24 protein-coding genes and 2 other annotated features are annotated in these 25,405 nt (G+C 39.0%); of the genes, 2 read left to right on the top strand and 22 right to left on the bottom strand.

Features of this window, described 5'->3' with window-relative positions; all coding sequences use genetic code 11:
• Positions 1–15: 15 nt before the first annotated feature.
• The 14 genes from rplU to BN1082_RS21070 all read right to left on the bottom strand — a co-directional run bounded on the left by rplU (position 16) and on the right by BN1082_RS21070 (position 12,287).
• Positions 16–324: a 50S ribosomal protein L21 gene (rplU, locus tag BN1082_RS21005; protein WP_090637822.1), complete on the bottom strand. Its 309-nt coding sequence runs from the start codon at positions 322–324 to the stop codon at positions 16–18.
• A 13-nt stretch (positions 325–337) separates the two neighbouring features.
• Positions 338–419 (bottom strand) — a sequence feature (ribosomal protein L21 leader region).
• A 47-nt stretch (positions 420–466) separates the two neighbouring features.
• The gene (locus BN1082_RS21010) at positions 467–1,939 is read right to left on the bottom strand and encodes an Rne/Rng family ribonuclease (protein WP_090637824.1); all 1,473 of its coding nucleotides are present in this window, start codon (positions 1,937–1,939) and stop codon (positions 467–469) included.
• A gap of 46 nt (positions 1,940–1,985) precedes the next feature.
• The gene (locus tag BN1082_RS21015; protein WP_090637826.1) at positions 1,986–2,852 is read right to left on the bottom strand and encodes a M50 family metallopeptidase; all 867 of its coding nucleotides are present in this window, start codon (positions 2,850–2,852) and stop codon (positions 1,986–1,988) included.
• Positions 2,845–3,630, bottom strand: a complete 786-nt coding sequence (locus BN1082_RS21020; protein ID WP_090637829.1) for a M23 family metallopeptidase — start codon at positions 3,628–3,630, stop codon at positions 2,845–2,847. The genes BN1082_RS21015 and BN1082_RS21020 overlap by 8 nt, the downstream gene beginning before the upstream one ends.
• 163 nt (positions 3,631–3,793) lie before the next feature.
• Positions 3,794–4,597, bottom strand: a complete 804-nt coding sequence (gene minD, locus BN1082_RS21025) for a septum site-determining protein MinD (protein WP_090637833.1) — start codon at positions 4,595–4,597, stop codon at positions 3,794–3,796.
• Between the two features lies 1 nt (position 4,598).
• Positions 4,599–5,279 carry a septum site-determining protein MinC gene (gene minC / locus BN1082_RS21030; RefSeq protein ID WP_090637835.1) on the bottom strand — a complete coding sequence of 227 codons (681 nt, stop codon included), beginning with the start codon at positions 5,277–5,279 and terminating at the stop codon, positions 4,599–4,601.
• Between the two features lie 136 nt (positions 5,280–5,415).
• The gene (gene mreD / locus BN1082_RS21035) at positions 5,416–5,943 is read right to left on the bottom strand and encodes a rod shape-determining protein MreD (protein ID WP_090637838.1); all 528 of its coding nucleotides are present in this window, start codon (positions 5,941–5,943) and stop codon (positions 5,416–5,418) included.
• Positions 5,940–6,821, bottom strand: a complete 882-nt coding sequence (gene mreC / locus BN1082_RS21040; protein ID WP_090637840.1) for a rod shape-determining protein MreC — start codon at positions 6,819–6,821, stop codon at positions 5,940–5,942. Before mreC ends, mreD begins: the two co-directional genes overlap by 4 nt.
• 222 nt (positions 6,822–7,043) lie before the next feature.
• On the bottom strand, positions 7,044–8,066 hold the full coding sequence (locus BN1082_RS21045) for a rod shape-determining protein (RefSeq protein WP_090637844.1): 1,023 nt from the start codon (positions 8,064–8,066) through the stop codon (positions 7,044–7,046).
• Between the two features lie 148 nt (positions 8,067–8,214).
• A complete protein-coding gene (radC, locus tag BN1082_RS21050; protein ID WP_176699894.1) occupies positions 8,215–8,886 on the bottom strand; it encodes a RadC family protein in 672 nt (223 codons plus the stop codon).
• Positions 8,887–8,947: 61 nt separating this feature from the next.
• Positions 8,948–9,520: a Maf family protein gene (locus BN1082_RS21055; protein WP_090637849.1), complete on the bottom strand. Its 573-nt coding sequence runs from the start codon at positions 9,518–9,520 to the stop codon at positions 8,948–8,950.
• Positions 9,521–9,843: 323 nt separating this feature from the next.
• Positions 9,844–10,899, bottom strand: a complete 1,056-nt coding sequence (locus BN1082_RS21060; protein ID WP_090637850.1) for a hypothetical protein — start codon at positions 10,897–10,899, stop codon at positions 9,844–9,846.
• A gap of 121 nt (positions 10,900–11,020) precedes the next feature.
• On the bottom strand, positions 11,021–11,305 hold the full coding sequence (locus BN1082_RS21065) for a hypothetical protein (protein WP_141650897.1): 285 nt from the start codon (positions 11,303–11,305) through the stop codon (positions 11,021–11,023).
• A 217-nt stretch (positions 11,306–11,522) separates the two neighbouring features.
• Positions 11,523–12,287, bottom strand: a complete 765-nt coding sequence (locus BN1082_RS21070) for a prepilin peptidase (protein WP_176699886.1) — start codon at positions 12,285–12,287, stop codon at positions 11,523–11,525.
• Positions 12,288–12,604: 317 nt separating this feature from the next.
• On the opposite strand from BN1082_RS21070, the gene BN1082_RS27085 reads away from it, so the two are divergent.
• On the top strand, positions 12,605–12,799 hold the full coding sequence (locus BN1082_RS27085) for a baseplate tail-tube junction protein (protein ID WP_281177041.1): 195 nt from the start codon (positions 12,605–12,607) through the stop codon (positions 12,797–12,799).
• Positions 12,800–13,247: 448 nt separating this feature from the next.
• On the opposite strand, the gene BN1082_RS28305 is transcribed toward BN1082_RS27085, so the two are convergent.
• The 4 genes from BN1082_RS28305 to BN1082_RS21085 form a co-directional block, all read right to left on the bottom strand.
• Complete coding sequence (locus tag BN1082_RS28305) at positions 13,248–13,853, bottom strand: GGDEF domain-containing protein (protein ID WP_245640499.1); 606 nt, start codon at positions 13,851–13,853, stop codon at positions 13,248–13,250.
• A 12-nt stretch (positions 13,854–13,865) separates the two neighbouring features.
• Positions 13,866–14,969, bottom strand: a complete 1,104-nt coding sequence (locus BN1082_RS28310) for a GAF domain-containing protein (RefSeq protein ID WP_245640500.1) — start codon at positions 14,967–14,969, stop codon at positions 13,866–13,868.
• 69 nt (positions 14,970–15,038) lie between these two features.
• Positions 15,039–16,361 carry a bifunctional folylpolyglutamate synthase/dihydrofolate synthase gene (locus tag BN1082_RS21080; protein WP_090637855.1) on the bottom strand — a complete coding sequence of 441 codons (1,323 nt, stop codon included), beginning with the start codon at positions 16,359–16,361 and terminating at the stop codon, positions 15,039–15,041.
• A 201-nt stretch (positions 16,362–16,562) separates the two neighbouring features.
• Complete coding sequence (locus BN1082_RS21085; RefSeq protein ID WP_090637858.1) at positions 16,563–19,208, bottom strand: valine--tRNA ligase; 2,646 nt, start codon at positions 19,206–19,208, stop codon at positions 16,563–16,565.
• 60 nt (positions 19,209–19,268) lie between these two features.
• Positions 19,269–19,504: a binding site (T-box leader), on the bottom strand.
• Between the two features lie 219 nt (positions 19,505–19,723).
• On the opposite strand from BN1082_RS21085, the gene BN1082_RS21090 reads away from it, so the two are divergent.
• The gene (locus BN1082_RS21090; protein WP_090637861.1) at positions 19,724–19,915 is read left to right on the top strand and encodes a hypothetical protein; all 192 of its coding nucleotides are present in this window, start codon (positions 19,724–19,726) and stop codon (positions 19,913–19,915) included.
• Between the two features lie 19 nt (positions 19,916–19,934).
• Here the strand turns inward: BN1082_RS21090 and ysxE are convergent, their stop codons facing one another.
• The 4 genes from ysxE to hemL form a co-directional block, all read right to left on the bottom strand.
• On the bottom strand, positions 19,935–20,963 hold the full coding sequence (gene ysxE, locus BN1082_RS21095; protein ID WP_090637863.1) for a spore coat protein YsxE: 1,029 nt from the start codon (positions 20,961–20,963) through the stop codon (positions 19,935–19,937).
• A gap of 471 nt (positions 20,964–21,434) precedes the next feature.
• Positions 21,435–22,490, bottom strand: coding sequence for a stage VI sporulation protein D (gene spoVID / locus BN1082_RS21100; RefSeq protein ID WP_090637866.1), 1,056 nt, complete (start codon positions 22,488–22,490; stop codon positions 21,435–21,437).
• A 109-nt stretch (positions 22,491–22,599) separates the two neighbouring features.
• Complete coding sequence (locus BN1082_RS21105; RefSeq protein ID WP_090637869.1) at positions 22,600–23,790, bottom strand: serine hydrolase domain-containing protein; 1,191 nt, start codon at positions 23,788–23,790, stop codon at positions 22,600–22,602.
• A 321-nt stretch (positions 23,791–24,111) separates the two neighbouring features.
• The gene (gene hemL / locus BN1082_RS21110; protein ID WP_090637872.1) at positions 24,112–25,398 is read right to left on the bottom strand and encodes a glutamate-1-semialdehyde 2,1-aminomutase; all 1,287 of its coding nucleotides are present in this window, start codon (positions 25,396–25,398) and stop codon (positions 24,112–24,114) included.
• Between the last annotated feature and the right edge of the window lie 7 nt (positions 25,399–25,405).

Below are 25,405 nucleotides of genomic sequence, written 5' to 3' on the forward strand. Positions count from 1 at the left end.
CTATTTCTCAACACCTTATGCGTTGATTTTTTCGATGACTACTTTAGTGTAAGGTTGACGATGACCTTGTTTCTTACGGTTGTTTTTCTTCGCTTTGTACTTGAAAACAGTGATTTTCTTCGCACGGCCTTGTTTTTCAACTTTAGCTGTAACTGTAGCACCTGCAACAACAGGGCTTCCTACTTTTACATCTTCACCGCCAACGAAAAGAACCTTGTCAAAAGTAACTGTTTCACCAGCTTCTGCATTAAGCTTTTCAATGTAGATTGCTTGGCCTTCTTCAACTTTAACTTGCTTACCGCCAGTTTCGATAATTGCGTACATGAACTGCACCTCCTTATAAACTCAGACTCGCCATCCCCAGGCGCTTTGCTATAGAGCAAAATCTTACTACCTGTTCTGTGCGGTTGTAGCACAGGTGCTACAAACATAACATTAGAATCCTACCATAACAATTGCCATAATGTCAATATAATTCTGCGGCTTTTCGGGAAATCTCACTCATCTCTCCGAACTGCTTCAATATATAATAATGCTCATGAGAGGTCTTTACAGAAAAATATATTTTCAACTGGAGTGACTCCTCAAATGCTGCTTGAAAGGTTTCGTTAGGACCCGCGAATGCCTCTTTCACCTCTTTCGTGGTTTCAACCAGAACAGCTTCATGATCGGTTGTGCGGTGCTCAAGCAGTTCCCGTTCAAGCCGGAAAGCAATGGTCTCAGCACTCAGGATTCGTCCTGTACCGTCACACAGAGGACATTTTACCTGTAAGGCTTCAGATAAAGGTACCTTCGTTTTTTTTCTTGTTAACTGCATAATCCCTAGAGCGGTAAATCCGATGATTTTCGTTCTTTTTTCATCCTTCTTTAATTCCCGTTCCATTAATTCCATAATAGAAAGCCTGTCTTGATCACGTTTCATATCGATGAAATCAATTAATACGATCCCACTACTATCACGAAGCCGGAGCTGATGGGCAATTTCTATCGCCGCAAGCTGATTCGTTTTTAATACTGTTTCTTGATAATCCCCTTTACCGGAAAACTTTCCGGTATTTACATCTATAATCGTTAAGGCTTCGGTCTCATCAAAAACAAGATATGCTCCTTTATCAAGCCAGACGACACGCTTTAAGGCTTTGTCGATCGATTGCTCTACTCGGTTGGCGGAAAAAATATTATCTTTTCCATTGTAAAAGGTAAATGTAATCTGACTCTTTTTCATCTCTTTTTCAAATACTTGTTTTAATGGCAAATCGTCGAGGATTACTTCGCCGACTGTCATTCTCCCAATCGTTACGTGAAGCATTTCCATAAAACTATCTTTTTGAAAAAGCAACCCAGGCTTTTTAAGAGAAGCCGTTCTCATCACCAATTCCTCGTATTGAAGACGGAGTTTGCTCCATTCAACAGCCATTTCTTCCTTACTGCTAGTTAAACTTGAGGTCCGAATAATAATGCCTTCCTCAGCTGTTTTAAGATGCTGACCAATACGGCGGAGTTTTGTTTTTTGCTGTTCGTCTGCGATTTTTTTCGAAACCGCCACATAGCGGCCCTTCGGCATATAAATAAGATTATCTCCTTGAAATTCAATGATCCCTGTTACTCTTGGTCCTTTTGTACCTGTTGCATCCTTATCCACTTGTACCAGCAATTTTTCGCCCTGATGGACAAGTGATGATAGGTGTTGGTGATTTTTATCCTCTGAAAGAACATATGAAGGAAGAGTATCACGATGCATGTACGCATTTTTATCCGTTCCGATATCGATAAATACAGCATTCATCCCAGGTAATACTTTCGTTACTGTCCCATAATAAATATTACCGACCTGTGAGCGTTGCTCAGGTCGGTCAAATATGATTTTTTCAACTTGGTCATCTTTTAAAAGCGCAAAGCGCTTTTCCCTTCCAGTGTAATTAACAATCAATCTATCCAAACCAGCGTCCCCACTTTATGTTTACTTTTGCTTATATTATACCCCTTTAAAATAAAATGAGAAGGTCACTGATTTTATCACTCAATCGCTTTTCACTAAAAAAGGCATGCAATAGTTCATTTTCATCCAGTCTACCTTGTTCTTTTCCTCCGGATTCAATAATGATCGGATGCTTACAGCCACGCTGAAATTTTTCTAATACCTCGATGAGCAAATCCTTTTCATTCGCTTGAATCGGTTTAAGCTGATTGAGGTCTGATTTTTTCCCATAATAACGCTCTAATAAAAAGCGCATAAATATAAACCGGCGCTGCTTCCACTCGTGATAAAGCGAGAAAAATAAAAAGGCAATCACAACCCAAACATTTATGTGCATAGGTGCAGCGATTAATATGAAGATGGCAAAGCAACCTAGACTCAAAAATGAAATCATAAGGGTCAAGCGGTGAGCTTCCGGAAAGGCTTTTTTTAATGAGAAAAATAAAAAAACCAACTTCCCCCCATCAAGAGGCCAAATCGGGAAAAGATTAAAAATGAAAATCATCAGATTGTAATAAAGAAAGGTTTGAAATAGCTCGTTTGGCAACCATGAGAGGGACAACAAGAGATAGGCTGCAGCTACCATCCAAACATGTTGAAAGGGTCCAGCCAGAACGACGATGGCTTCTTCTTTTAACGGACGATTCCCATGCTCATCCATTTCTGCTACTCCGCCAAATGGGTGAAGCGTGATTTTTTTGATTCTCCAGGAAAAAAAAGAAGCAGCAGAAGCATGCCCCATTTCATGGATAAAAATAATGCCAAGCAAAAGACAAAGCTCAAGGAAATGGGCTGTAGCGATGGAAAGGGCTATGATAATCCACAACAACGGATGGATCTCAACATGTCGAAGTAAATTTATCGTCTTATTCAAATCGAATCACCTGTATAGGGTTGATAAATTGATCCCCTTTTTTGATCGCAAAGTAATATTTTCCTTTCGATTTATCTGTACCGGTTGAATCGGAAACGGTGCCGACAACTTGTTCTTTTTTGACGTTGTCATACAAGCTGACCTTAATATCTGCCAGGTTTCCATACCAAGATTCTGATTTGTCAGAGTGCTGAATAACTATCGTTTTTCCAAGCCCATCTTTAACACCTACGAAGGTGACAACTCCCTCTTTCATTGCTTTCACAGGGGCTCCTTTCCCTGTTTCAATCATGATTCCTTGGCCATTTTTCTCAAAATTTTCGAGGATTCTCCCTGACGCTGGTACGGCATACTCCTTTTGCACAACTGTTTTTGTCCCTGGTTTATCTTGTTCTGTAAAAGGGAGGAGGGTCAGTGGTTTCCCGAATTGATCCTCATACCATTTTGATACTGCCGCAAATTTGAAGTCATTTTCCATCTGATTGGTGACGAAGCTCCGTGCAGGATTAAATGTTGCGGAATGATTCCGAAACAAAATGGCAACAGCTAAAAAAAGGAGGATTGAAGCTAATATTTTAAAGAAAAAAACCTCTTTTTTAAATAACGGATGCCCGTCAGGACCATCTTCTTTATCCGATGGAAAATGATGAAAGCCATATTGTTCATCATCTCCAGGCCATTCAATATAATGTTCCGGTTTTGTTTGAGACGACGCTCCCTTATCTCTTTTTCTTTTTGCGATTCGCCGCCGTATTTCATCTGCTGTAGACCGCGCCATACCTATCAACCCTTTTCCCACTTTTTAGTACAAGTTTATGAATGGGGGAGGACGAGTATGACTACAAAAATAAGCCTGTCCAACAGGACAGACTCTTTTTTATTGATGAAAGTATATAATTTTTTCTTCGAGAATTGTCCATTTCTATAAGTGTAAGTTCTATTTATCTCACACCAAAAAACTTTTTGATTTTTGAAAAAACACCTTGGTGTTCTTCTGCCAATGGTTGCAGTGGAATTGACTCACCGAGTATTCTTCTGGCAATATTACGGTAAGCTAAGGATGCCTTACTGTTTGGATTGAGTGCTATTGGTTCGCCATGGTTTGATGCTCGAATCACTTCTTCATCATCAGCGACAATCCCAAACAACTCTATCGATAAATGCTGGGTGATTTCGTCAACATCGAGCATATCGCCATTTTTCATCATGTGATTGCGAATCCGATTGATAACGAGCTTTGGCGGCTCCAAATGCTTTTCTTTTTCCAAGAGACCTATAATTCGATCAGCATCGCGTACGGCGGAAACTTCAGGAGTAGTAACTACAATAGCACAGTCAGCACCGGCAATGGCATTCTGAAATCCCTGCTCTATACCAGCCGGACAGTCAATGATGATATAATCATAGTCTTGTTTTAAATCACTAATAAGCGATTTGATCTGCTCAGGCTTCACAGCTGACTTATCGACCGTTTGTGCAGCAGGGAGCAAGTACAGTAAATCCTCGAACCGCTTGTCTTTTACTAATGCTTGATGGAGTTTACATCTTCCCTCCACTACATCGACAAGATCATAAATAATTCTGTTTTCAAGCCCCATGATAACATCCAAGTTTCGAAGACCAATGTCCGTATCCACTAAGCAAACTTTTTTACCTTGAAGGGCCAGTGCTGTTCCAATATTAGCAGAAGTCGTTGTTTTTCCGACGCCGCCCTTACCAGATGTAACTACTATTGCTTCTCCCACTTTATAGTCCCCCTTCTAATCTACTTAAACTAGGCCTTAAATGGATTAATACTTGCAATCTATCTACGATGATCTGACGGTTTTCGTCTATGTATGCACATTCCATTTCCTTTTGTTCATTTTCACTTTCCGTATCAGGTGCACGAAATAAACAATCACTGATGCGAAGCTGGGAAGGCTTCATGCTAGATGCAACGATGACTGATTGATCATTTCCGGAGTATCCTGCGTGTGCAATTCCCTTTAAAGCTCCCATAACAAAAATATTTCCGCCTGCAATAACGGTACCACCAGGGTTAACATCGCCAACGAGCAAGAGATCGCCAGAAACTTTCAATATCTGCCCGGAGCGGACTATTTTTGTTACAGGCACGACTTCATCCTTAGATTTTATTTCCTCTGCTTCCTGCTTCGTGATGACATTTGATTCAATTTCATCCACCACTAAATTCTTTTTTTGCCGAATTAGGGCTTTCAATTCCTCAGCCTGCGTGTTACTTAAATATCTATTTCCAATATCCACTTTAACAGGGATTAAATGGCGATCAACTTGTAATTTGGAGTTTGCTGTAAGCTTTTCATCCAATTCTTTCATTAATTCATTATAGGAACAGCTATCACTAAGGTGGAGAACTAAACCATCCTTCGTGCCTTTTATTGTCACGTTTTGCCGATTTTTCATGGAGAAAATTTCACCTCATAAGAAAAGCGTAGACGCACACGGAACAAGCATTAGCTTGTTCCGAAGCAAAATGGAATCTACCATTCTCGATTATAATTCGACACGGTGCGTCTAATCTCCTTTTTTTTCATAAAAATCATTCATCCCGAAGTGCACCCGAGTATTTTTCGATTATGCGCTGAAGCGGATAACATGCAAGCAATAAAAATGCGGCATTAAACAAAAGGGTTGGATAAAAACGCAAATGAAGAAAGCTAGAAAAATCCAGGTTTGTAATGTGTATAATAAAATTCAATTCATAAACGCCAAGCTCTAATAATGCGATTCCTACAAGGGAAATAAGGGAAGTGGAGAACAAATTCAATTGTAAGACATGCATTATTTTCGAAACTATATAGGCAACAAGCGGATACAAAAATAAGTAAATACCTAAAATTTCCGTATACACAATATCAAATAGCAATCCAAAAATAAAGGCATAAAGAATCCCTTTTTTTCTCCCTCCATAAATCGTAAGAAACAGGATTCCTACAATAAGAAAATGGGGAACAACAATCGAGTTCCGCCCAAAAAGCCCAAAAAGGCCTGGCGGTATATACTGAACAAATATACTTTCTAACATAAAAAGAAACACAAACAAAAGAGGGAGAATGAGTTTTCTCACAAATTTCCCCCCTGACTATCCCCCATTGCACTTGCGCTAGGTTCAGGCGCGGTTCTTTTAATAACAATAACACTATTGATATCATAGAAATCTGCACCCGGCTTTACTAATGCAGTTTGATTTAATCCATATTGATCTGGGGTTACATCGACCACTGTCCCAACCATGAGGCCCCTTGGAAACATGCCTCCTAGACCAGAAGTAATGACAGTTTGTCCTTTTTCAATTTTTGTTCCAGTAGGAATGCTTTTAACTAACAATAAATTTTTTTGCTCATCAAAGCCCTGGACAAAGCCATAAATATTAGAGCTACCTTGGATCGTAACGGAAATCCGATTTTTTGGATCCATAGAGCTTAATAATTGAACTGTTGAACTGAATTGGTCCACACTTTTTACTTTTCCAATAAGTCCGCCCGCTGTCACAACAGCCATGTTTTGTTTAACACCATTTAAATTGCCCTTGTCGATGATAATCATTTCGTGCCAACGATCAGGATTTCTGCCAATAACAGTTGCTGGTAATGGCTCACTATCGCTCAGGGTCTGTTTTTCACCGAGAGAATCACGCAAATCTTTATTTTCTTTCTTTAGCTCTTGAACTTGTGATTCAAGGCTTACCGTTTTATCAACCCGCGCTTTTAACTGTTTATTCTCCTCGTAAGTGTTCTGCAGATCCTGAAGATTTCCAAAAAAGCCTGCAACAAGATGGGCAGGCTTTGAAACTAGGGATTGAACCCAGCCGGTCGTATCTTTAACGAACTGCTCCGGCCAAGTTAATCTTGTCCTCTCCCTTAAAGAAAACCCAATCAATGCCACGAGCAGAATGATGCTGACGAGCAAAATAATCAGACGTTTATTCAAGAAGAACTGTGGCATGAATATACACCTCTATTTTTTCTAATAGATAAGAATATTACTTCAACTATTTTTTAGCGCCTAGTGGCTCGGGTCATAGGCCAATCCGCCCTGAAGGTTAAAAAGCAACCTTCATGCCGGCCCGTCTTATGCCGGTCGCCCCTGAGCATAAAGGAAATCTCCCTTGAATAATCTTCGCAGGAACAAGCTGTGCTTGTTCCAAAGGCGTTTCCCTATTTCTTTTTACCTAGATTCTTTTGATTTGTTTTTAAATAAATTAATATGATCGAGCGCTTTTCCTGTTCCAATTGCCACACAATCAAGTGGATTTTCAGCGATTAGAACCGGCATTTTTGTTTCTTCACTGATGACCTTGTCCAAATTCCGCAGCAGGGCCCCTCCGCCAGTTAACACGATACCACGGTCCATAATATCTGCAGCAAGTTCTGGTGGAGTTTTTTCCAAAGTATTTTTAACAGCTTCTACAATTGCATAAACGGTATCCTTTAAGGCAACAGCAATTTCTTTTGGAGTAATTTCAATCGTTTTTGGTAGACCTGTTAATAAATCACGGCCGCGAATCTCCATATTGTCGATACCTTCAGGATCACTAGCGGAACCAACTTCCATTTTAATCGTTTCAGAGGTACGTTCACCGATCATTAAGTTATAATTCTTTCGAATATAAGTGACAATCGCATCATCCATTTCATCCCCGGCAATACGAATAGATTGGCTCGTAACAATCCCGCCTAATGAGATGATAGCTACTTCGGTCGTACCTCCGCCAATATCCACGACCATACTTCCGGTTGGCTCCCAGACAGGAAGATTGGCACCAATCGCTGCAGCAAAAGGTTCTTCAATCGTGTATGCATCCTTAGCACCAGCCTGCCTAGTAGCATCGATTACCGCACGTTCCTCAACGGCTGTAATCCCGGATGGGACACATACCATTACATAAGGCTTACCTGCAAACAGCCCGTTCGCTTTCGTTGCATGGCGAATGTGATACTTCATCATCGCAGCAGTTGTTTCAAAATCCGCAATTACTCCATCCTTCATAGGTCGAAGTGCTACTACGTTTCCCGGGGTACGGCCAATCATGTTCTTCGCATCGTTCCCGACTGCAACGATATTTTTTGTATCAGTTTGTAGCGCCACAACGGATGGCTCTCTCAAGACAATTCCTTTTCCTTTTGCGTAAACAAGGGTATTTGCTGTACCCAAATCAATTCCTAAATCTCTTGAACCAATTCCAAACATTGTTGTAACTCCCTTTCTAATTTACGAAATGCAAAATCGTATCAGGCTTCTACCTTTTATATCATGTACAATTTTGATAATTAATTTGAATTCAATCCTAAAAAATCATACCCAAAATTATAGCGCAACGTCAAATAAAAACATACTGTTATAAATAACCTTTTTCTTTCAAACTAACAAATTTATTTTCTCCGATAATCAAGTGATCAAGAAGGTCTATCCCAATTATCTTTCCACATTCCACTAGCCTTTTCGTAACTTCAATGTCCTCACGGCTTGGAGTGGGGTCTCCACTGGGATGATTATGTAGCGCGATAATAGATGCGGCGGACCTTTTTAATGCTTCGCGGTATACCTCACGCGGATGGACGATGGAAGCATTTAAACTGCCAATAAAAATGGTTTGTTTGTGAATCACTTGATTTTTCGTATTTAAATACAAACAGACAAAATGCTCCTGTGACAAAAATCGCATGTCATTCATCACATAGTTAGCCCCGTCTTCGGGTGAGCGAATGACATATCGATCATTATAGGAGAGGTTAGATATTCTTCTGCCAATTTCGACTGCAGCAAGAATTTGAATGGCTTTGGCACTGCCAATTCCATTAATAGACGTGATCTCCTCTAGAGTAGCTGATTTCAAGAGCCTTAAGCCTTCAAAGTGAGTTAATAGTCGATTTGATAATTGCAAAACTGATTCTTGCCTCGTTCCAGTTCTAAGCAAAATGGCAATCAGTTCGTGATTAGATAAACTTTGTGGGCCGTGCTGAATAAAACGTTCCCTCGGTCTTTCATCCTGAGGAAAATCCTTTATCATTAATGAATTAGTCGACACCTTTCTTCCTCCCTTTTGGCGGGAGCTAATGAACAAAAAAAGGTTAATACGGCAACTGATATCCTGCCTTTCTTAATTCCCGAATAGTCCTTGCAACAGGCAAGCCGACAACCGCGAAATAATCTCCATGGATTTTTTTAACAAGTAAACTTCCCAACTGCTGAATCCCATATGCACCAGCTTTATCAAGCGGTTCACCAGTCCTAACGTATGAACGGATCTCATCGTCCGTTAACTCCCAAAACCATACTTCAGTTTTTTCAAAAAACCTTGTCGAACATGTTGGTGATATAATCGTGACGCCAGTGTAAACATCATGCTGTGCACCTGATAGCAATTTTAACATTGTAATGGCTTCTTCTTCATTGGTTGGTTTTCCCATGATTTCGTTATTGGCTACAACAATGGTGTCAGCCCCAATTACAAAAGCGTCTGGATTGTCATTAAAAACCGCTTGTGCTTTACGAGCCGCAAGCTCCATAACCACTTCATCAGGGGAAAGTCCTGGACTAAAGTTTTCATCAACTTCACTGCTTAAAATCGTGAAAGAAATTTGGAGATTTTCTAGAAGTTCTTTTCGCCGTGGAGAAGAAGAGGCTAAAATGAGGTTCTGCATTTCATCACCTTACCTTTTTGCTTTTCGTATAGGGAGATACAAGTTAATCGTAACAGAAATAGTGAAAGCAAACAATTTTTATATCCATAAAGTTTGAATAATATTGTCAAATTATACCGAAATAAAATGTAAAGAAAAACCATAAAACAAAGAAAGGATGTCCCAAACAAAGAGTCAGACCCCTCAACCTACAATTTATAGCTGAACATGGCTTAGTAAGCGACTATAAATTGAGGGAAAGCAAGCGGTCAGACCATTTTGGGACATCCTCGTTTTATTTCCCGGAAAATAGGGATTTTTGTAGAACTATGACGATAGCTTTATTACAAGGAGTAATAAACTGACAAAAAGTTTAATAAGTGCTGCTGGGCATCAATTAAACTCTTCGAATCCTTTGATTTTTGAAAGGCATTTAACTTTTCCTTAGCAGATGTTAACTCTGCTTGAAGCTGTTTTATTTTTTCGGCCTTTATCCCATTTGTCGAGAGTTGTTGATCCATTTCTTTCGTTGATGTTTCTGAAATGGTTTTGGTAAGAATACCGCTCGCTGTCATTTTTACAAGGGATTGATAGATTTGCGGTACTGCTTCAAGAAAGCTTTTTTCAGTATCATTGAGGTCAGACACTTTCTTTTCTCCAACATCCAAGGGTTTTGCAAACGCGTCATTGAATCCTTTTGTTTTAACTAGACTGCCAAGAGATTTGGCTGAATCCTGCGAATCTGCAATACCGAGAAATAAATATTCTTTGCCGTCTATTTCAATGGATTTTGCTGGAACCCCTATAGCTGTTGATTGATTCACTGCATCCTTTGCAGCGTCTTTAGAGGAGTATAATCCCCCCTGAACCACATAGGTAGTGAGAGACTTTATAGCTGTAGTAGAAGTATTTGTTTTCGCTTGATTCGTCCCTGAATTCTCAGTCACTCTCGGTTGTGAACCTGCTTTTTTTGCAGGGGGTGACATGACCTTCAGCATCATAAAACCAAACGCCGTTCCAATGAGGATGGCGAAGATCCCTGATATTAAAAACGGACCAAAAGCACGGCTGTTTTTCCCTTGTGCATTTTTGGAAATAGATGCAAGTTTTTTGTTGGAACTTTTTTTAGAGGTTGACTTCTGAACATTCGTATATTCCTCGATATCGTCTTCAGAAGATTCAGGGATGATCCAGTCAAAGCTTTCTTCGACAGGCTCCTGTGCTGCTGCTGTTTCCAAAACCACATTTTCTTCGTAGACGTCTGGGTCACCATTTATTACTGTCGAAACGGTAGACTTGCTCATTTCACTGTCATGATTCTGGGATTCATCGCTAAAGTTTTGATACTCTCCATTAACCTTAATCGTAATTGTATTGCCTTGATTAGGCTTGTCCACCATTCAAACTCCCTTCTATACCGGTACTATTTTTTTCCATCCTATCATAGGAGAAAAAAAAAATAACAAGACTTTTGTCGTCTTGTTATCGTAGACTTTCGCCAAATTTTTCATTTTTCACCCATTAATTAGATTTTGACGTATCAGGAAACTGGCTTAATGGATTTTGTTTGTTCGCTGGTGCCGGAGCATCGATTTTAGGCAGCTGTGCCGTAAGGTCAGCTAGTATCGGCATGTAGAATGCCGAAACGGTAAGATTGTAGCTTAATGGTTGAGTGCTTTGCGCAAGAGAGGTAATTTCTTGACCTCCTGTATAACTAATCGACTCTACTACAACGATACGCTTTAATGACTCCAGAGTTCCAATGAATTTTTCAAATTTGGCGTAATTAGGTGATTCTATGCTCAAGTTAACCGTTAGCTTTTTCAATCCAGATGGAGCCGCTGAGGCTGGCTTATTAGCTTGATTTGCGGAACCTTGATTTGTTTGGTTTTGATTGGCATTGTTTTGGGGAGCAAAAGATTTTCTACTTTAATACAAGAATGCGAACAGAATGATCATATATGACTAAGTTGAAGATTCGATTATTTGATGTAAAGAGGGTTAATGCCAATATAAAAACTCCTTAAAATGACCCATAATTAAGAAAATCTATGTAAAAGTTGATAATCTCCGATCCCCAATAATAAACAGACAATGTCCCTGCAGCAATAAATGGTCCGAAGGGAATAGGTTGACGCCTTTTAACGATTTTAAAAAGAAGCGCTATACTGCCAATAACCGCACCATAAAAAGTTGAAAGGAAGAAGGAAAGCAATACTAATTTAGAGCCAAGGACAAAGCCAAGCAATGCATACAGCTTTACATCGCCAAAGCCCATTCCACCTTTACTGACAATCGCGATGACAAGGAGAAGGAAAAAGCCGATTCCTGCGCCCAAAAGGCTATCCCACCATGGAGTTAAAGGCCAAAGAATTCGTTCCAATAAAAAAGCCACTGCAAACCAAATTAAAATTTTATCAGGGATGATCATGTAATGAATATCGGAAACTATGATAATCATAAACAGCGAAACTAGTGTTAAGCCAACGATTAGTTCTCCAGACCATCCAACTAAAAGAGGTGTTACGGCAAATAGAATTCCTGTTAACAATTCCATTATGGGATAAATAGGAGAAATCCGACACTGACAGCTGCGGCATTTCCCCTCTTGTATTATGTAAGAAACCACTGGGATGAGTTCAAAAGCTTTTAATTGATGTCCGCATGTTGGACAGGTGGAACGCGGAGTCACGATAGATTTATTTAAAGGTATCCTTAATCCAATGACATTAAAAAATGAACCAATAATAACTCCATAGGTAAATATCAAAAAAAACAAGGTTACCATGTTTTTTTTACACTTTCTCTACTTAAGGAATTTTCTTTAACTGTTTCATCTGTCCCTATTGTCTTTTTTTCTCCTTTTTGTTTTTTCCATTTTTTCTTTAAGCTTTGTACCATTCTTCCTCTCCCCCTTCATAGATCTATTAACCTATGATATTCCACCCTATAATTATACATTATTTTACAATAAGAAAATATAATATTTGTAACTATAATTTCCTGAACAATCGATCCAAACCTAATAGATGTGCCATTAACAGTGACTGCTAGCATAAACAAAATTCTAATAATAAAATATCTATAGATTCAACTCTTTACCTAGTGAATAGGGTTCATTTATTAATGTATCAACTTAACCATAAAAAAGGTAATGCTCTAATAACCGTATTACTAATCATAACCATTTTTATGATTTTATTTCTCTCCTCCACTGGACAGGCCTCTACTAACGTAAAACTGAAACGTGTTGTAGAGAAATCAAATCAGTCTACCGCAATTGCCGAAATGGGACTATAGTATTATCTGGTTTCCATGCAAAATATTTTTGAATCAAATCACCAGAAGGTTACATGTATATATATTAATTAACGGAAGATCAACAGAAGACTATATAACACTTGCCACCAAATTGATAAAGAACATATTAAAATAGGAGTTTCTAATGGAACCATCACAAATAACTATAGATGGTCATCCTGCAGCTTATTTTTCGATAACAAATATTGATACAAATATCATTCCTGGTAAAAATAAACATCAGTTTTTCAGTAAATGGGACTAAAGATAATAAAATGACTTCACTAGATGCAAATATGACAATTGACCTAGGAACCATTATTTAAGGTGATGATTCAACAATTAATTATGTCTTACCTGCCTTTAATGAATTAAATTATTTTTAAAATAAAAAGCTAAAGGATGATCAATTTTGCCATTCTTTAGCTTCTTTTATTATTCAAATTGTTTAACACGACGAATACTCCGCAACTCGATTCCTTCCAGCCCTCTTCGCTCCAACATAAAGTGCCCTGTCAGCATGTCGAACCAAAGCAAGTGCATCCTCAGCATCTTCAGGTGCTGTTGCCACTCCGATAGATGCGGTTATTCTTACCTGCATTTGTTTATTTTCTTGATTTAAAGCTTGATAGAGGGAAAATGGCCAGTTTGCAATCGATTGTCGAATAAGTTCAGCGGTTTCATAAGCATCGGTTTTATTCATATTAGGAAGAAGTACGACAAATTCTTCACCACCAAAGCGAGCAACCGTACCACGACCAGCAACCATTTTCTTAAGACGATCAGCGAGCTCGCATAAAATTTCATTGCCGCTCTGATGTCCATACGTATCATTAACTGCTTTAAAATGGTCAATATCAAGGAGAATTAATGACAACATTTCTCTCTCAAAATGGTGCACTTTTTCGAATTCATCATTTAGCATACTCTCAAAATATCGATAATTATATAAATTCGTCAACGAACAGCGCTCACTTTGTATTTTTGTCACTTCATAATTCTTGGCATTTTCAAGGGCAACGGCAAAGGAAGAACAAAGAATATCTGTAATCATGAGCTGAGACTTTTAATAGGCTCGTTTCTGTTTCGAGGCGAGCAGTAACACAGCTATTACCTTTTTATTTCTTGCAATGGGCACACATAAAATGCTCTCAGCAAGTTCATGGATATAACCAATATTGATATCGTTCCATTCTTTTTTAGAGGAAAATAAAAAAGCTTTTTGCTTTACCCAGGCATTGCCAATGATTCCTTCATTTTTTTTCAAACCTGGTAAATCATTAGAGAGAACTTCTCCGTCTTCAATCCGGCGGATTAATTTAAGTTCTTGATCATCAATCGTCTCAAGAATATAAGCATAATCAACAGGAAGCATCTCACTTAGCTTCTGAATAAAGAGATCAATGACACCATTAACCTCATGGCGCTCTGCCATCTGATGACCGATTTCAGCAGCTTTTTGAAAAAAACCATTTATTTTTTCACTTGAATAATAGCGATTAAAAATGATTGATACGCTTACAAACGGGATCCCAACAAACAAAAGGGCTTGTAATCCTATTTGATAATAAAGCATGTACAAGACAAACCCAAGAGGGAAAGTGATAAGAGTGGTAATGGTCTCCACAATGAAATCTTTTCCAAAAAAGGATACTTTCCTTCCATTAAATAAAAAAAGATAAAAAGAGAGAACGATTTGATTTAGAACATAATAGAGGACAACATACAAAACTGCCAGCCCAAGTCTGTGAGGATGTTGAACAAGGCTGACCCCTGTTTGACCACCGAGCATATAAAAGACTGCTCCACTTCCCAAAGAAACAATAAAAAACATCAACCCATTGAGAGGAAAACGAAAATATTGGTCCTTTTGCACCCTTAGCTTGAGCAATAATGCAATGACAGCGATTTGCGAAAAGACCATTTCGACAAATAGTCCAAAGCTTAAGAAAGTGCTCAGTGTGATCCATTGTATTAAAAAAATTGGCACATTATTGATATCGATCGGCATAGTAGCAACTATTACAGTTAATAGTAAAAATGCCGATAATTCTACCCAATTGTCGGCATCATGAGGAGGATAGGTTTGATAGGTATACCACATTCCTACCGGAACGATTAATATCCAAAGAAGAAAAATCACTTTTTTTGCTTTTGGATTTACACCCATCTAAATCCTCCTCTCTAAAAATAGCATTAATTCAAGATATTACTAATTTTATCAAAATTAAAGAAAATGTCACAGCGAAATCTTCATATTTTTTAATATTCTACATAAATGCGGCTTTACTTCTGAAATAAAGTAAAGGGATCCTGTAACAACAAGGATACTGTTGGTATTCAAACAATGAATTTCATCAATTAAATACGTTTTCCAGTCATCTACTGCCAGTTTGTTTTGAGAATGGCTTATTTTCAAGAGATCCTCTGCTGCGGCTGCCCTTGGAAAATCAAAGGAGACAAAAGTGATTTGGTCTGCCACTTTGTCTAATTGGGCAATCATTTGATCAAGCTTTTTGTCCTTCAATGCAGCAAAGACAACATGAATGTACCGATCAGCAAACCTGGTGGACAGTTCATGTACTAATGTCGCAATTCCTTCGTCATTATGGGCACCATCAATGATCACAAGCGGATGCTCTGAAAGAATTTCAAATCTTCCTGGCCAATAAGCCTGTAGTAAACCATTCCGGATAGCTCTTTCCGTTATTACTAAAGAGCCTATTTGTGTTAAATATTGGGCAGCCATTACTGCAAGTGCAGCATTTTCTGTTTGATGCTTTCCTATCATACTAATTTCCAACTGTTCAACTGAAAGAGGTCCCATTTCTACTGTAAACATTTCACCTTTTTCGAGTGAATTGTGCTTTTGAATAGAAAACTCATGATTTATTCGATAAATCGGTGCATGTTGTTTTTCTGCTTGTTCTTCGATCACCTTAAGCGCACCGGGATGCTGAACCGCTGTAAAAATCGGAGTATTCGCTTTTATAATTCCAGCCTTTTCAAAGGCAATTTCTTCATAAGAATTTCCAAGTATATTGGTATGATCAAGTCCGATATTTGTAATGATGGAGGCTAATGGATGTAGGATATTGGTCGAATCAAATCTCCCTCCTAGACCTACTTCATAAATGACTATATCAAGTTGTGGGTGATGAGCAAAATAATAAAAGGACATAGCGGTAATGACCTCAAATTCCGTTGGTCCGCCAAGTTCAGTTTCTTCTAATTCGTCTGCCAAAGGAAGAATCATCTTCACCAATTCAAGTATTTCCTGATCACTAATAGGCTTGCCATTTACACTAATTCGCTCATTAAACTGTTCGATATATGGTGAAGTAAACGTTCCAACCGTATATCCTTCAGCTTGAAGAATCGAACGAAGAAAAGTAACTGTTGACCCTTTCCCATTCGTTCCGCCAATATGAACAGCTTTTATTTTCGCCTCAGGGTTCCCTAGTCTGTCCATCATCCATTCCATGCGTTTTAAACCTGGTTTGATCCCAAGTCTTAACCTCGAATGGATCCAGTCAACGGCTTCTTGATAGGTAGTAAGCATTTTGACACCCCTTTTTTGTCTTAGATTATGTTTTATTCAAAATATTTTTGTAATATTGGTAACCAAATAGGGTTTTTGACTTCATAAATTCAGAAATAAATTAAATTTCATAGCCTTGATATTGGGAAAATTAAATAATTCAACAAAGCCCTTTCTTAAATAAGAGGAAGACGAACCCCCTAAAGAATTCGCCTTCATATATTATATCCCTTTTAACTCATTTAAACGAGATTCTACAACCGCTCTTTTTTCAAGATAATCGTTTTCTTTGGCACGCTCTTCGGCAATGACACTCTCAGGAGCCTTTTTCATAAAGCCTTCATTGCTCAATTTCTTTTGAACTCTTTCTACTTCTTTGTTTAATTTGTCAAATTCCTTTTCAAGGCGGGCAATCTCTTCCTCAATGTTGATGAGTCCTTCAAGTGGGAGAATGATTTCCAAACCAGTAACCACTGCCGTCATCGCTTTTTCAGGAACATCCACCATTGTGCCCATTTGTAATTCCTCAGGATTACAGAATCGTTCGATATAGCTGCGATTTTTCTCGACTGCTTTCAAAACTTCTTCATCCTTCGTTTTTACAAGCATTTTAATTTTTTTGCTCATTGGTGTATTTACTTCGGCACGGATATTACGAACAGAGCGAATCATTTCCATTAACATTTTCATTTCCGCTGCCGCTTGCTCATCGCTGAATTCTGGTTTTACTTCAGGCCATCTTGCTGTTGTGATCGACTCCCCAGCATGAGGAAGATTTTGCCAAATTTCCTCGGTGATAAATGGCATGAACGGATGTAATAGACGCATCGTTTGATCTAATACATAAGCAAGAATGGAACGGGTAGTTTTCTTCGCAGCCTCATCTTCTCCATATAACGGAAGCTTTGCCATTTCGATATACCAATCGCAGAAATCATCCCAAATGAAATTGTATAATGTCCGTCCAACTTCCCCAAATTCATAACGATCGGAAAGTCTGGTTACATTTTCAATCGTTTCATTTAATCTTGTTAAAATCCACTTATCAGCTACTGATTTTTCACCGCTTAAATCAATTTCTTCGTAGGTCATTCCGTCCATATTCATTAAAGCAAAGCGGGAAGCATTCCAAATTTTATTGGCAAAGTTCCAGGTCGCTTCAACTTTTTCAGTACTATAGCGTAAATCTTGGCCTGGAGAAGATCCTGTTGAAAGGAAGTAGCGAAGTGCGTCCGCACCGTATTGATCGATTACTTCCATTGGATCGACACCGTTACCAAGTGATTTACTCATCTTACGTCCTTGGGCATCCCGTACAAGTCCATGGATTAAAACATCCTTAAATGGGCGCTCTCCAGTAAATTCAAGGCTTTGGAAAATCATTCTTGATACCCAGAAGAAGATGATATCATAGCCAGTTACAAGAACATCTGTTGAGAAGTAACGTTTGTAATCAGAGGCTTCCGTATTAGGCCAGCCCATGGTTGAGAATGGCCATAGTGCTGAGCTAAACCATGTATCTAATACGTCTTTGTCCTGCTCCCAGTTTTCAATATCTTCAGGTGCTTCATGTCCAACAAATACTTCACCTGTTTCTTTATGATACCAAGCTGGTATACGATGACCCCACCATAATTGTCTTGAAATACACCAGTCACGAATGTTTTCCATCCAATGTAGATATGTTTTTTCAAACCGGTCTGGAACAAAATTTACTTTGTTATCTTTGCTTTGCAGTGCAATTGCTTCATCCGCAAGTGGCTGCATTTTAACAAACCATTGAGTAGAAAGATATGGTTCAACTACTGCACCACTGCGCTCTGAGTGACCAACTGAGTGAAGATGTTCTTCAATTTTAAATAGAACCCCTTGTTCCTGAAGATCTTTGACAATTTGCTTGCGGCATTCGAAACGGTCAAGACCTTGATACTTGCCAGCCTTATCATTCATGGAGCCGTCTTCATTCATCACAAGGATTCGTTCTAGAGTGTGACGGTTTCCAAGCTCAAAGTCGTTTGGATCGTGGGCAGGAGTAATTTTGACAGCCCCTGAACCAAATTCCATGTCCACATAGTCATCAGCGACAATCGGAATTTCACGGCCAACGATTGGCAGGATTACGGTCTTCCCAATTAAGTGTTTGTAGCGCTCATCTTCTGGATGAACAGCAACAGCTGTATCACCGAGCATTGTTTCCGGACGAGTAGTAGCAACCTCGATATGGCCTGAACCATCTGCAAGTGGATATTTAAGATGATAAAAAGCACCTTGAACATCCTTATAAATAACTTCAATATCTGATAATGCTGTCTTTGTGGACGGATCCCAGTTGATGATATATTCACCGCGGTAAATGAGGCCTTTGTTATATAGGGTAACGAAAACTTCACGAACCGCTGCGGATAAGCCTTCATCAAGGGTGAAGCGCTCGCGGCTGTAGTCAAGTCCTAAACCTAATTTCCCCCACTGTTGGCGGATATGGGAGGCATATTCTTCCTTCCACTTCCAAGTTTCCTCAACAAATTTTTCTCTCCCTAAGTCGTAACGGTTCTTTCCTTCATTGCGAAGCTTTTCTTCTACTTTCGCTTGAGTCGCGATTCCGGCATGGTCCATACCAGGAAGCCAAAGTACGTCATAGCCCTGCATCCGTTTCATACGGGTAAGAATATCCTGAAGAGTGGTGTCCCACGCATGACCCAAATGAAGCTTTCCGGTTACATTTGGCGGTGGAATTACAATCGTATATGGCTGTTTCCCCTCGTCATCCTTTGCTTCAAAAAACTTTCCCTTTAACCACCAGTCATAACGCCCTTTCTCGATTGATAGCGGATCATATTTGGTGGGCATTGTTATTTCTTTTGTTTCCATCGTTATTCCTCCTTTGTTAATGTAAAGGTACCTGAAAAAATAAAAAACCCCATTCATCCATAAAAGGACGAATGGAGTTTGCTTCGCGGTACCACCTTTTTTCCAATCAAAAAACATGATTGGCGCTTAATTGGATAACGGATTTCATCCGTCTTCAACTAATTGGATGTAACAATCCTTTCGCTGAAGAAGCTCATGGGCGACCTTCCGACGTTCTGCTTAGGAAATCTCCCAGCTTGTGATTTCCCTCTCTTAAAGTCAGTTCACATCGTACTCTTCCCTGTCAATGCTTTGTTTATTTAGTATATTGTTATACTACCCAAAATAGGGTGGTATCGTCAATCATGATCGCCAATTTTTTTATATTTTATACATTATGCATGTTTCTTCAAATTGAGTAGGATATATTGTGAAAAAAAGATTAATTTTTTCTTAGATTCATTTTTTTGGAGAATTGTTGGACTTTAAGGAATATACATAGAATATATCTCTTACTTTAGGAGGAGGGGCTTTCATTGAAAAGAAGCTTCCACAGGTTTAAATATCAGCCCTGGTTTATCGGTTTTCGAAGAATTTGTGGGCAATTTATTGTGCCCATTATCATTTTTCAAGGGATTCGGACCATTTTGATTCCTACTGTCTTTGATATCTTCTTATTAGCCTTTTTACTGATGATTGGCATGATGATTTTTCTGAAAATTATTTAAGGAGCCCATTAAAGCATACTTACTGCTGCTGGGCTCCTTCTTTTGCTTGATTTTCAATTTCTACCATTCTCATCACAACATACTCAGAGTTTTTTAAATGCCAATAGCTGCGCTGAAGCTGCCGTACCCATTTCAACTCAATTTTAGACTGCCGCTTGCGAAAATAGCTTTCTGCGACTTGGATTACGGGGATAGGGTAGGCCAAATAGCTTAAAAACAACAACTTCTCATCCGCCTTATAAGGAAAGTACTTAAAGTAATGAAAAACCCAATTAATAGTATCATCATTTCGTTTTGGCATCGTATTGAGCGATCGTGATAAAAAGGGGAGCATATCATGAATCGGTGATCCGTATCGGGCATTTTCAAAATTAATGAAATATCCATACCCTCGGTCATCATAAAGAAAATGCTCGGATGATAATTTCCCGTGGGTTATCACCATGCGGGCTTTCTCCGCTTCCTTCGAGTTCTCATACCATTCTTCAAATTTTGATTTTGAAAATCGTAATGCCTGGCTTATTTCATTGTAATATAAGCAATAGAGCAATTCGAACGGAGACATATACGTCTTTTTTTCACATTCATCGATAAAACCATCAAGGAATTCCTGATTTTTTTCGAGCTGCTGAACCGTCTTTTCATAATGCTCGGTTCGTTCTTCTTTGCTTACCGGGATTTCTTTTACAGAAAGGGTATGAAATCTCGCTAATTCACGAAATAACTGAAGATTTTTTTGTTCGGGATTTTCCTTTAGGTCATTCGACATCCATGGCATAAGATAATAAAGATCTTGTTCGTATAGAACTCCGTAGCGGCCGTCCATCGTCGGATAGATCGGAACAATCCGGTTATAACCCTTTTGATACAAAGTATGGACATGGTGGATAAAATCTGTCCCGATCGAGGGGACGATCTTTTTAAGGGCAAACGTTCCTTTGTTCGAGTAAATTTTTTGGACAGGTCCGAAATCCTCAACAAAATAGGGCTCAATATGATAGTTATTTAAAATAGGTGCAAGTGCTTCCAGCCGATTCGAGTCAATCATGACTACTCAACTCTCTTTCATAAGAAAAGCGTATGCGCCTGGTCAGCCCCGACAGGCATAAGACGGTTCCAAAAAGAAGGCGCTCTTTGCCTTCATTTTGGAAGTGGCTTATGACCCGAGGGGCTAGGCGCAGGAGCTAGACAATAAGAAAAGCGGATGCGCCTGGTTAGCCCTGACAGGCATAAGACGGTTCCAAAAAGAAGGCGCTCTTTGCCTTCATTTTGGAAGTGGCTTATGACCCGAGGGGCTAGGCGCAGGAGCTAGACAATAAGAAAAGCAGGCGCCTGAAGATGGACAATTCTCAAAGTTAAATTTATCCTTTCTTATTGCACAGAAAAGCGCAGGGCGCCCGTTTAGCGAACTACACGAGTCGCAGAGCGCTGGGGGCGATCCATATAAATTAAAAAAGTACTTAAAAGAAGGTGAGCATGGCTTTTTGAAAAGGTCTGCTCATCTTCTTTTTACAAACTGTTATTTTTTTGCATATGCAACCGGAATATATAATACCTGACCTTCAAATACATCATGATTGATTTCAAGATTGTTTACCTTGAGCAGATTTTGCACCGTTATATGATAGCGGTCTGCAATACTATCCACCGTATCTCCTCTTTGAACAATACATACCTTTAATTTAGCCTGTTCTGAGTTCTCATCCTTGCGGGCAAAAAACTCTGTCAGCGTCATGCTTTTCTTTTTGAACAATTTATTCTTTATTTTCTCTTTCAAATCATGTTCAGGGGATGATGAACTTTCTTCTTCAAAATGCTCCTTATGTTCAGGCACTGATTCAACGAAGAATTCCTCTTCCACTTCTACTTCCACTTTCACTTCAACATGCTTTTCATCACTTCTTGGCTGTTGATAGTACCATGGATATTCCTGTTGGTAGTTATGATGTTGCTGTGGTTGAAATGAAAAGTTAGGGAACTTCGGTAATTCTGCGACACTTTCCTCCTCTTGTTGCTTTCTCGCTTCTGCTTCAAACAGCAAGGGTTCCTCGTTATAACTTTCTTGATCGGCGTATGGTTCTTCTTCAGAATACTCATCTTCACTGCGGTGAAGTACCTCAAGCTCAAGAATTTCTTCTTGCTGCTCGGCCCCATACAAACCACTGATCGTCAGCTCAGCTGATAACTTTAAACAGCTTCGCTCTGGCAGGGAATAATCAAACGATTCCACCAGAACATCAATATCATAAATACTTTGTATTCGATTATTTGGAATGGTAATATCTACTGGAAAGCGATGTGAAAAATCACAATTTCCTTCTTCACGTTCTTCCACACTTTCAACAAACTTTTGCGATTTTTCCCCTTCCTCCTCGCTTGTATGCTCGGCATCATGGCTTTTATATTCTCCCGTTAGTACAAGCGAACCGCGTATCGTAACATATTGATCATTCTCCTGGATAGTAATGTCTGGATCCAAGGATATCGAAACAAGCTCTTCGACTTCCTGTCCTTTTCTAAACCACAAAGCTTCTTCCAAGGAAAATCGTAAGGACGATTGGTTCTCCTGAGACAAAGCGACTCCTCCTTTCGTTTCATATCACGCAAAAAATCACTATGTCACTTACACTCTATGAGGCGTTATGATTAATTATGATAAGTAAAAAAAGAAAAACACTCGCTAGCTAGTCGAGTGTTAAATGACCTCTAACTTGATGACTATCAAGATTAGGAGATTCTTTTACAATTTGATAAATGTCATTAACATAGTAATCAATAACCATGCCTTGCCGTTTTTCATTTAGTAATAAAACAACGGACGTATTGTCATTATAATAATAAGAATGCATTGAATACCATCCACCTAAAACCCCTATACTATACACTGAAGTTCCATTATTATACATCCCTAACCCATATTTAGATACCGGTGATGGTGTCATCATTTGTGCAAGACTTTCTTTTGAGACAAGCTCACCGTCCATTAAAGCTTGATCAAACAAAGATAAATTATATGGTGTTGAGTAAATATCACCGCAGCTAAATAACGGATATGGACTTATAGATTGGAACGTTTCGACATTATTCTCCTTTTTCAGATGGCTTTCAGACGTATATGGAACAGGATGATCATGTGTAATAAACCCCGTATCGTTTAGATGGACCTTATCAATGATATTTTTTTGAATAAATTCATGTAGCGGGGTACCGGATACTTTTTCTACCAAATAGCCAAGAACAATATAATTGGCATCAAGATAATCCCATTTAGCTCCTGGCTGAAATTTGACGGGTGATTTTTGAATTGTCTGGACTAATTTTAACGGTGTCGTATCTCCATTATGCCAATGGTAGGCTGGGATTCCCGATGTATGGGTTAAGAAATTATATATTTTAATTTGATTTCCATTCGGAAAATTCGGAATATACTTCGAAATTGGATCTTGAATATCTAATTTATGCTGATCCTGCAGCATCATAATACTTGTTGCCACAAACATTTTCGTGATGGAACCGATTGGGTAAGTAGTTGAAGGTTGATTTAACAGTTTCTTCTCCTCATTTGCGTAGCCAACACCTTCTTGAAAAAGAACGTGTTTGTTTTTGACCACTGAAACACTGCCACTTAAGTTTTTAGCTAGTAAATATTCGCGGATTTTTTTCTTTAAATCTTCTTCGTTGCGGCGTTCCATTTCCATTTTAATTTCCTTTTCCATTTCCACTTGATCCGTAGATATTTTTATTTTATTCTCACTTTTTGTTGCCTGGACTGGTTTTTCTACCCTTTTGCTACTATATAAAGGGTTCTCACAAGCACTCAAATTAACTGCAACGATGACAATTAAAAGGAGTAAACCTATATTTTTTAATTTCATTCAACCTACACAACTTTCCCTATTATTTTACAAAAATCAAAATTTCTAGCATATTATAGCATACCGATTTATTCTTAATAAGTACTTTAAAAAGATTTTTTTTATGTAAACTGTGTTAAAAATTGATGTACTTGCACTCCTCTTTAATCGATAAGAATTCAAAAAAAAGCATGACTGTGTTTGACCAAAAAATAAGAGGGTGCCTCACAACAAAGAGTCAGACCCCTCAACCTACAATTTATAGCTAATCTTTGCATAATCAACTATATATTGAGTGTTTAGCGAGGGATCTGACCCTTTTGAGACATCCTCAATGTTCTATTATTTTAATTTGGAAAAAGCAATTTCTGCTGCATGAATCGTTTTTTCAATATCCGCATCAGAATGTTCAGTGGATAAGAACAAACCTTCGAATTGTGATGGAGGCAAGAAGACGCCCTGTTCAGCCATTTCACGATAATAAGAAGCAAAAAATTCCAAGTTCGATGTCTTTGCTTTTTCATAATTGATGACAGGTTCATTAGTAAAGAAGAAGCCAATCATCGAGCCTGCACGGTTAAAGGTAATCGGAATGTCATATTTCGCTGCCGCAGCCTTAAAGCCAGCCTCCAGCATGTCCCCTTTGCGAATAAACTCCTGATAATGCTCTGGAGTTACCTGGCTTAATGTTTCAAAACCAGCCGTCATCGCCAGCGGGTTGCCAGACAGTGTGCCTGCCTGATAGATGGGACCGCTTGGCGCGATCTGTTCCATAATTTCCGCTTTTCCACCGTAAGCTCCAACCGGAAGTCCTCCACCGATTACTTTTCCTAAACAGGTTATATCAGGTGTGATACCGAAATAGCCTTGTCCACAGTTGTAGCCGACACGGAAGCCAGTCATGACTTCATCGAAAATTAGCAGTGCCCCGTATTGGGTAGTAACTTCACGAAGTCCTTCTAAAAATCCCGGAAGCGGTGGTACAACCCCCATATTGCCGGCAACGGGTTCAACGATGATGGCAGCTATGTCTTCACCATATTGTTCAAAGGCATATTTAACACCTTCAAGGTCATTATATTGTACTGTAATCGTATTTTTGGCAATTCCCTCTGGTACCCCTGGGCTGTCTGGGAGCCCAAGGGTTGCTACACCGGAGCCTGCTTTGATTAATAATGAATCACCATGACCATGATAGCAGCCTTCGAATTTCAAAATTAAGTTGCGACCAGTATACCCTCTCGCTAAACGGAGGGCACTCATCGTAGCCTCTGTTCCGGAATTGACCATCCTGATGACTTCAATTGATGGAACCCGTTCTATAACAAGCTTCGCTAATTCATTTTCCATTAAGGTTGGTGCACCAAAGCTTGTACCCATTTCCGTCACTTTTTTCAGTGCTTCGACAACACGATCATTCGTATGGCCGAGAATTAATGGTCCCCATGAAAGCACATAGTCAATATATTCATTTCCATCTAAATCATATATTTTCGATCCTTTTCCTCTTTCCATGAAAATCGGATTCATTTTCACAGACTTAAAAGCACGAACCGGGCTGTTGACACCACCGGGCATAAGGGGTTTAGCTACTTTAAAGGCTTCAATCGATTTTGAATACGAACGCATCCTATTC

Source organism: Neobacillus massiliamazoniensis, from assembly GCF_001048695.1.
Classification (GTDB): Bacteria; Bacillota; Bacilli; order Bacillales; family Cytobacillaceae; genus Neobacillus; species Neobacillus massiliamazoniensis.

Excerpts from the sequence above, each read along its gene's own strand:
- rplU (WP_090637822.1), bottom strand. The coding sequence starts at position 324 with ATGTACGCAATTATCGAAACTGGCGGTAAGCAAGTTAAAGTTGAAGAA.
- BN1082_RS21020 (WP_090637829.1), bottom strand. The coding sequence starts at position 3,630 with ATGGCGCGGTCTACAGCAGATGAAATACGGCGGCGAATCGCAAAAAGA.
- minC (WP_090637835.1), bottom strand. The coding sequence starts at position 5,279 with ATGAAAAATCGGCAAAACGTGACAATAAAAGGCACGAAGGATGGTTTA.
- mreC (WP_090637840.1), bottom strand. The coding sequence starts at position 6,821 with ATGCCACAGTTCTTCTTGAATAAACGTCTGATTATTTTGCTCGTCAGC.
- BN1082_RS21045 (WP_090637844.1), bottom strand. The coding sequence starts at position 8,066 with ATGTTTGGAATTGGTTCAAGAGATTTAGGAATTGATTTGGGTACAGCA.
- radC (WP_176699894.1), bottom strand. The coding sequence starts at position 8,886 with ATGATAAAGGATTTTCCTCAGGATGAAAGACCGAGGGAACGTTTTATT.
- BN1082_RS21055 (WP_090637849.1), bottom strand. The coding sequence starts at position 9,520 with ATGCAGAACCTCATTTTAGCCTCTTCTTCTCCACGGCGAAAAGAACTT.
- BN1082_RS21060 (WP_090637850.1), bottom strand. The coding sequence starts at position 10,899 with ATGGTGGACAAGCCTAATCAAGGCAATACAATTACGATTAAGGTTAAT.
- BN1082_RS21070 (WP_176699886.1), bottom strand. The coding sequence starts at position 12,287 with ATGGTAACCTTGTTTTTTTTGATATTTACCTATGGAGTTATTATTGGT.
- BN1082_RS28305 (WP_245640499.1), bottom strand. The coding sequence starts at position 13,853 with ATGATTACAGATATTCTTTGTTCTTCCTTTGCCGTTGCCCTTGAAAAT.
- BN1082_RS28310 (WP_245640500.1), bottom strand. The coding sequence starts at position 14,969 with ATGGGTGTAAATCCAAAAGCAAAAAAAGTGATTTTTCTTCTTTGGATA.
- BN1082_RS21080 (WP_090637855.1), bottom strand. The coding sequence starts at position 16,361 with ATGCTTACTACCTATCAAGAAGCCGTTGACTGGATCCATTCGAGGTTA.
- BN1082_RS21085 (WP_090637858.1), bottom strand. The coding sequence starts at position 19,208 with ATGGAAACAAAAGAAATAACAATGCCCACCAAATATGATCCGCTATCA.
- ysxE (WP_090637863.1), bottom strand. The coding sequence starts at position 20,963 with ATGATTGACTCGAATCGGCTGGAAGCACTTGCACCTATTTTAAATAAC.
- BN1082_RS21105 (WP_090637869.1), bottom strand. The coding sequence starts at position 23,790 with ATGAAATTAAAAAATATAGGTTTACTCCTTTTAATTGTCATCGTTGCA.
- hemL (WP_090637872.1), bottom strand. The coding sequence starts at position 25,398 with ATGCGTTCGTATTCAAAATCGATTGAAGCCTTTAAAGTAGCTAAACCC.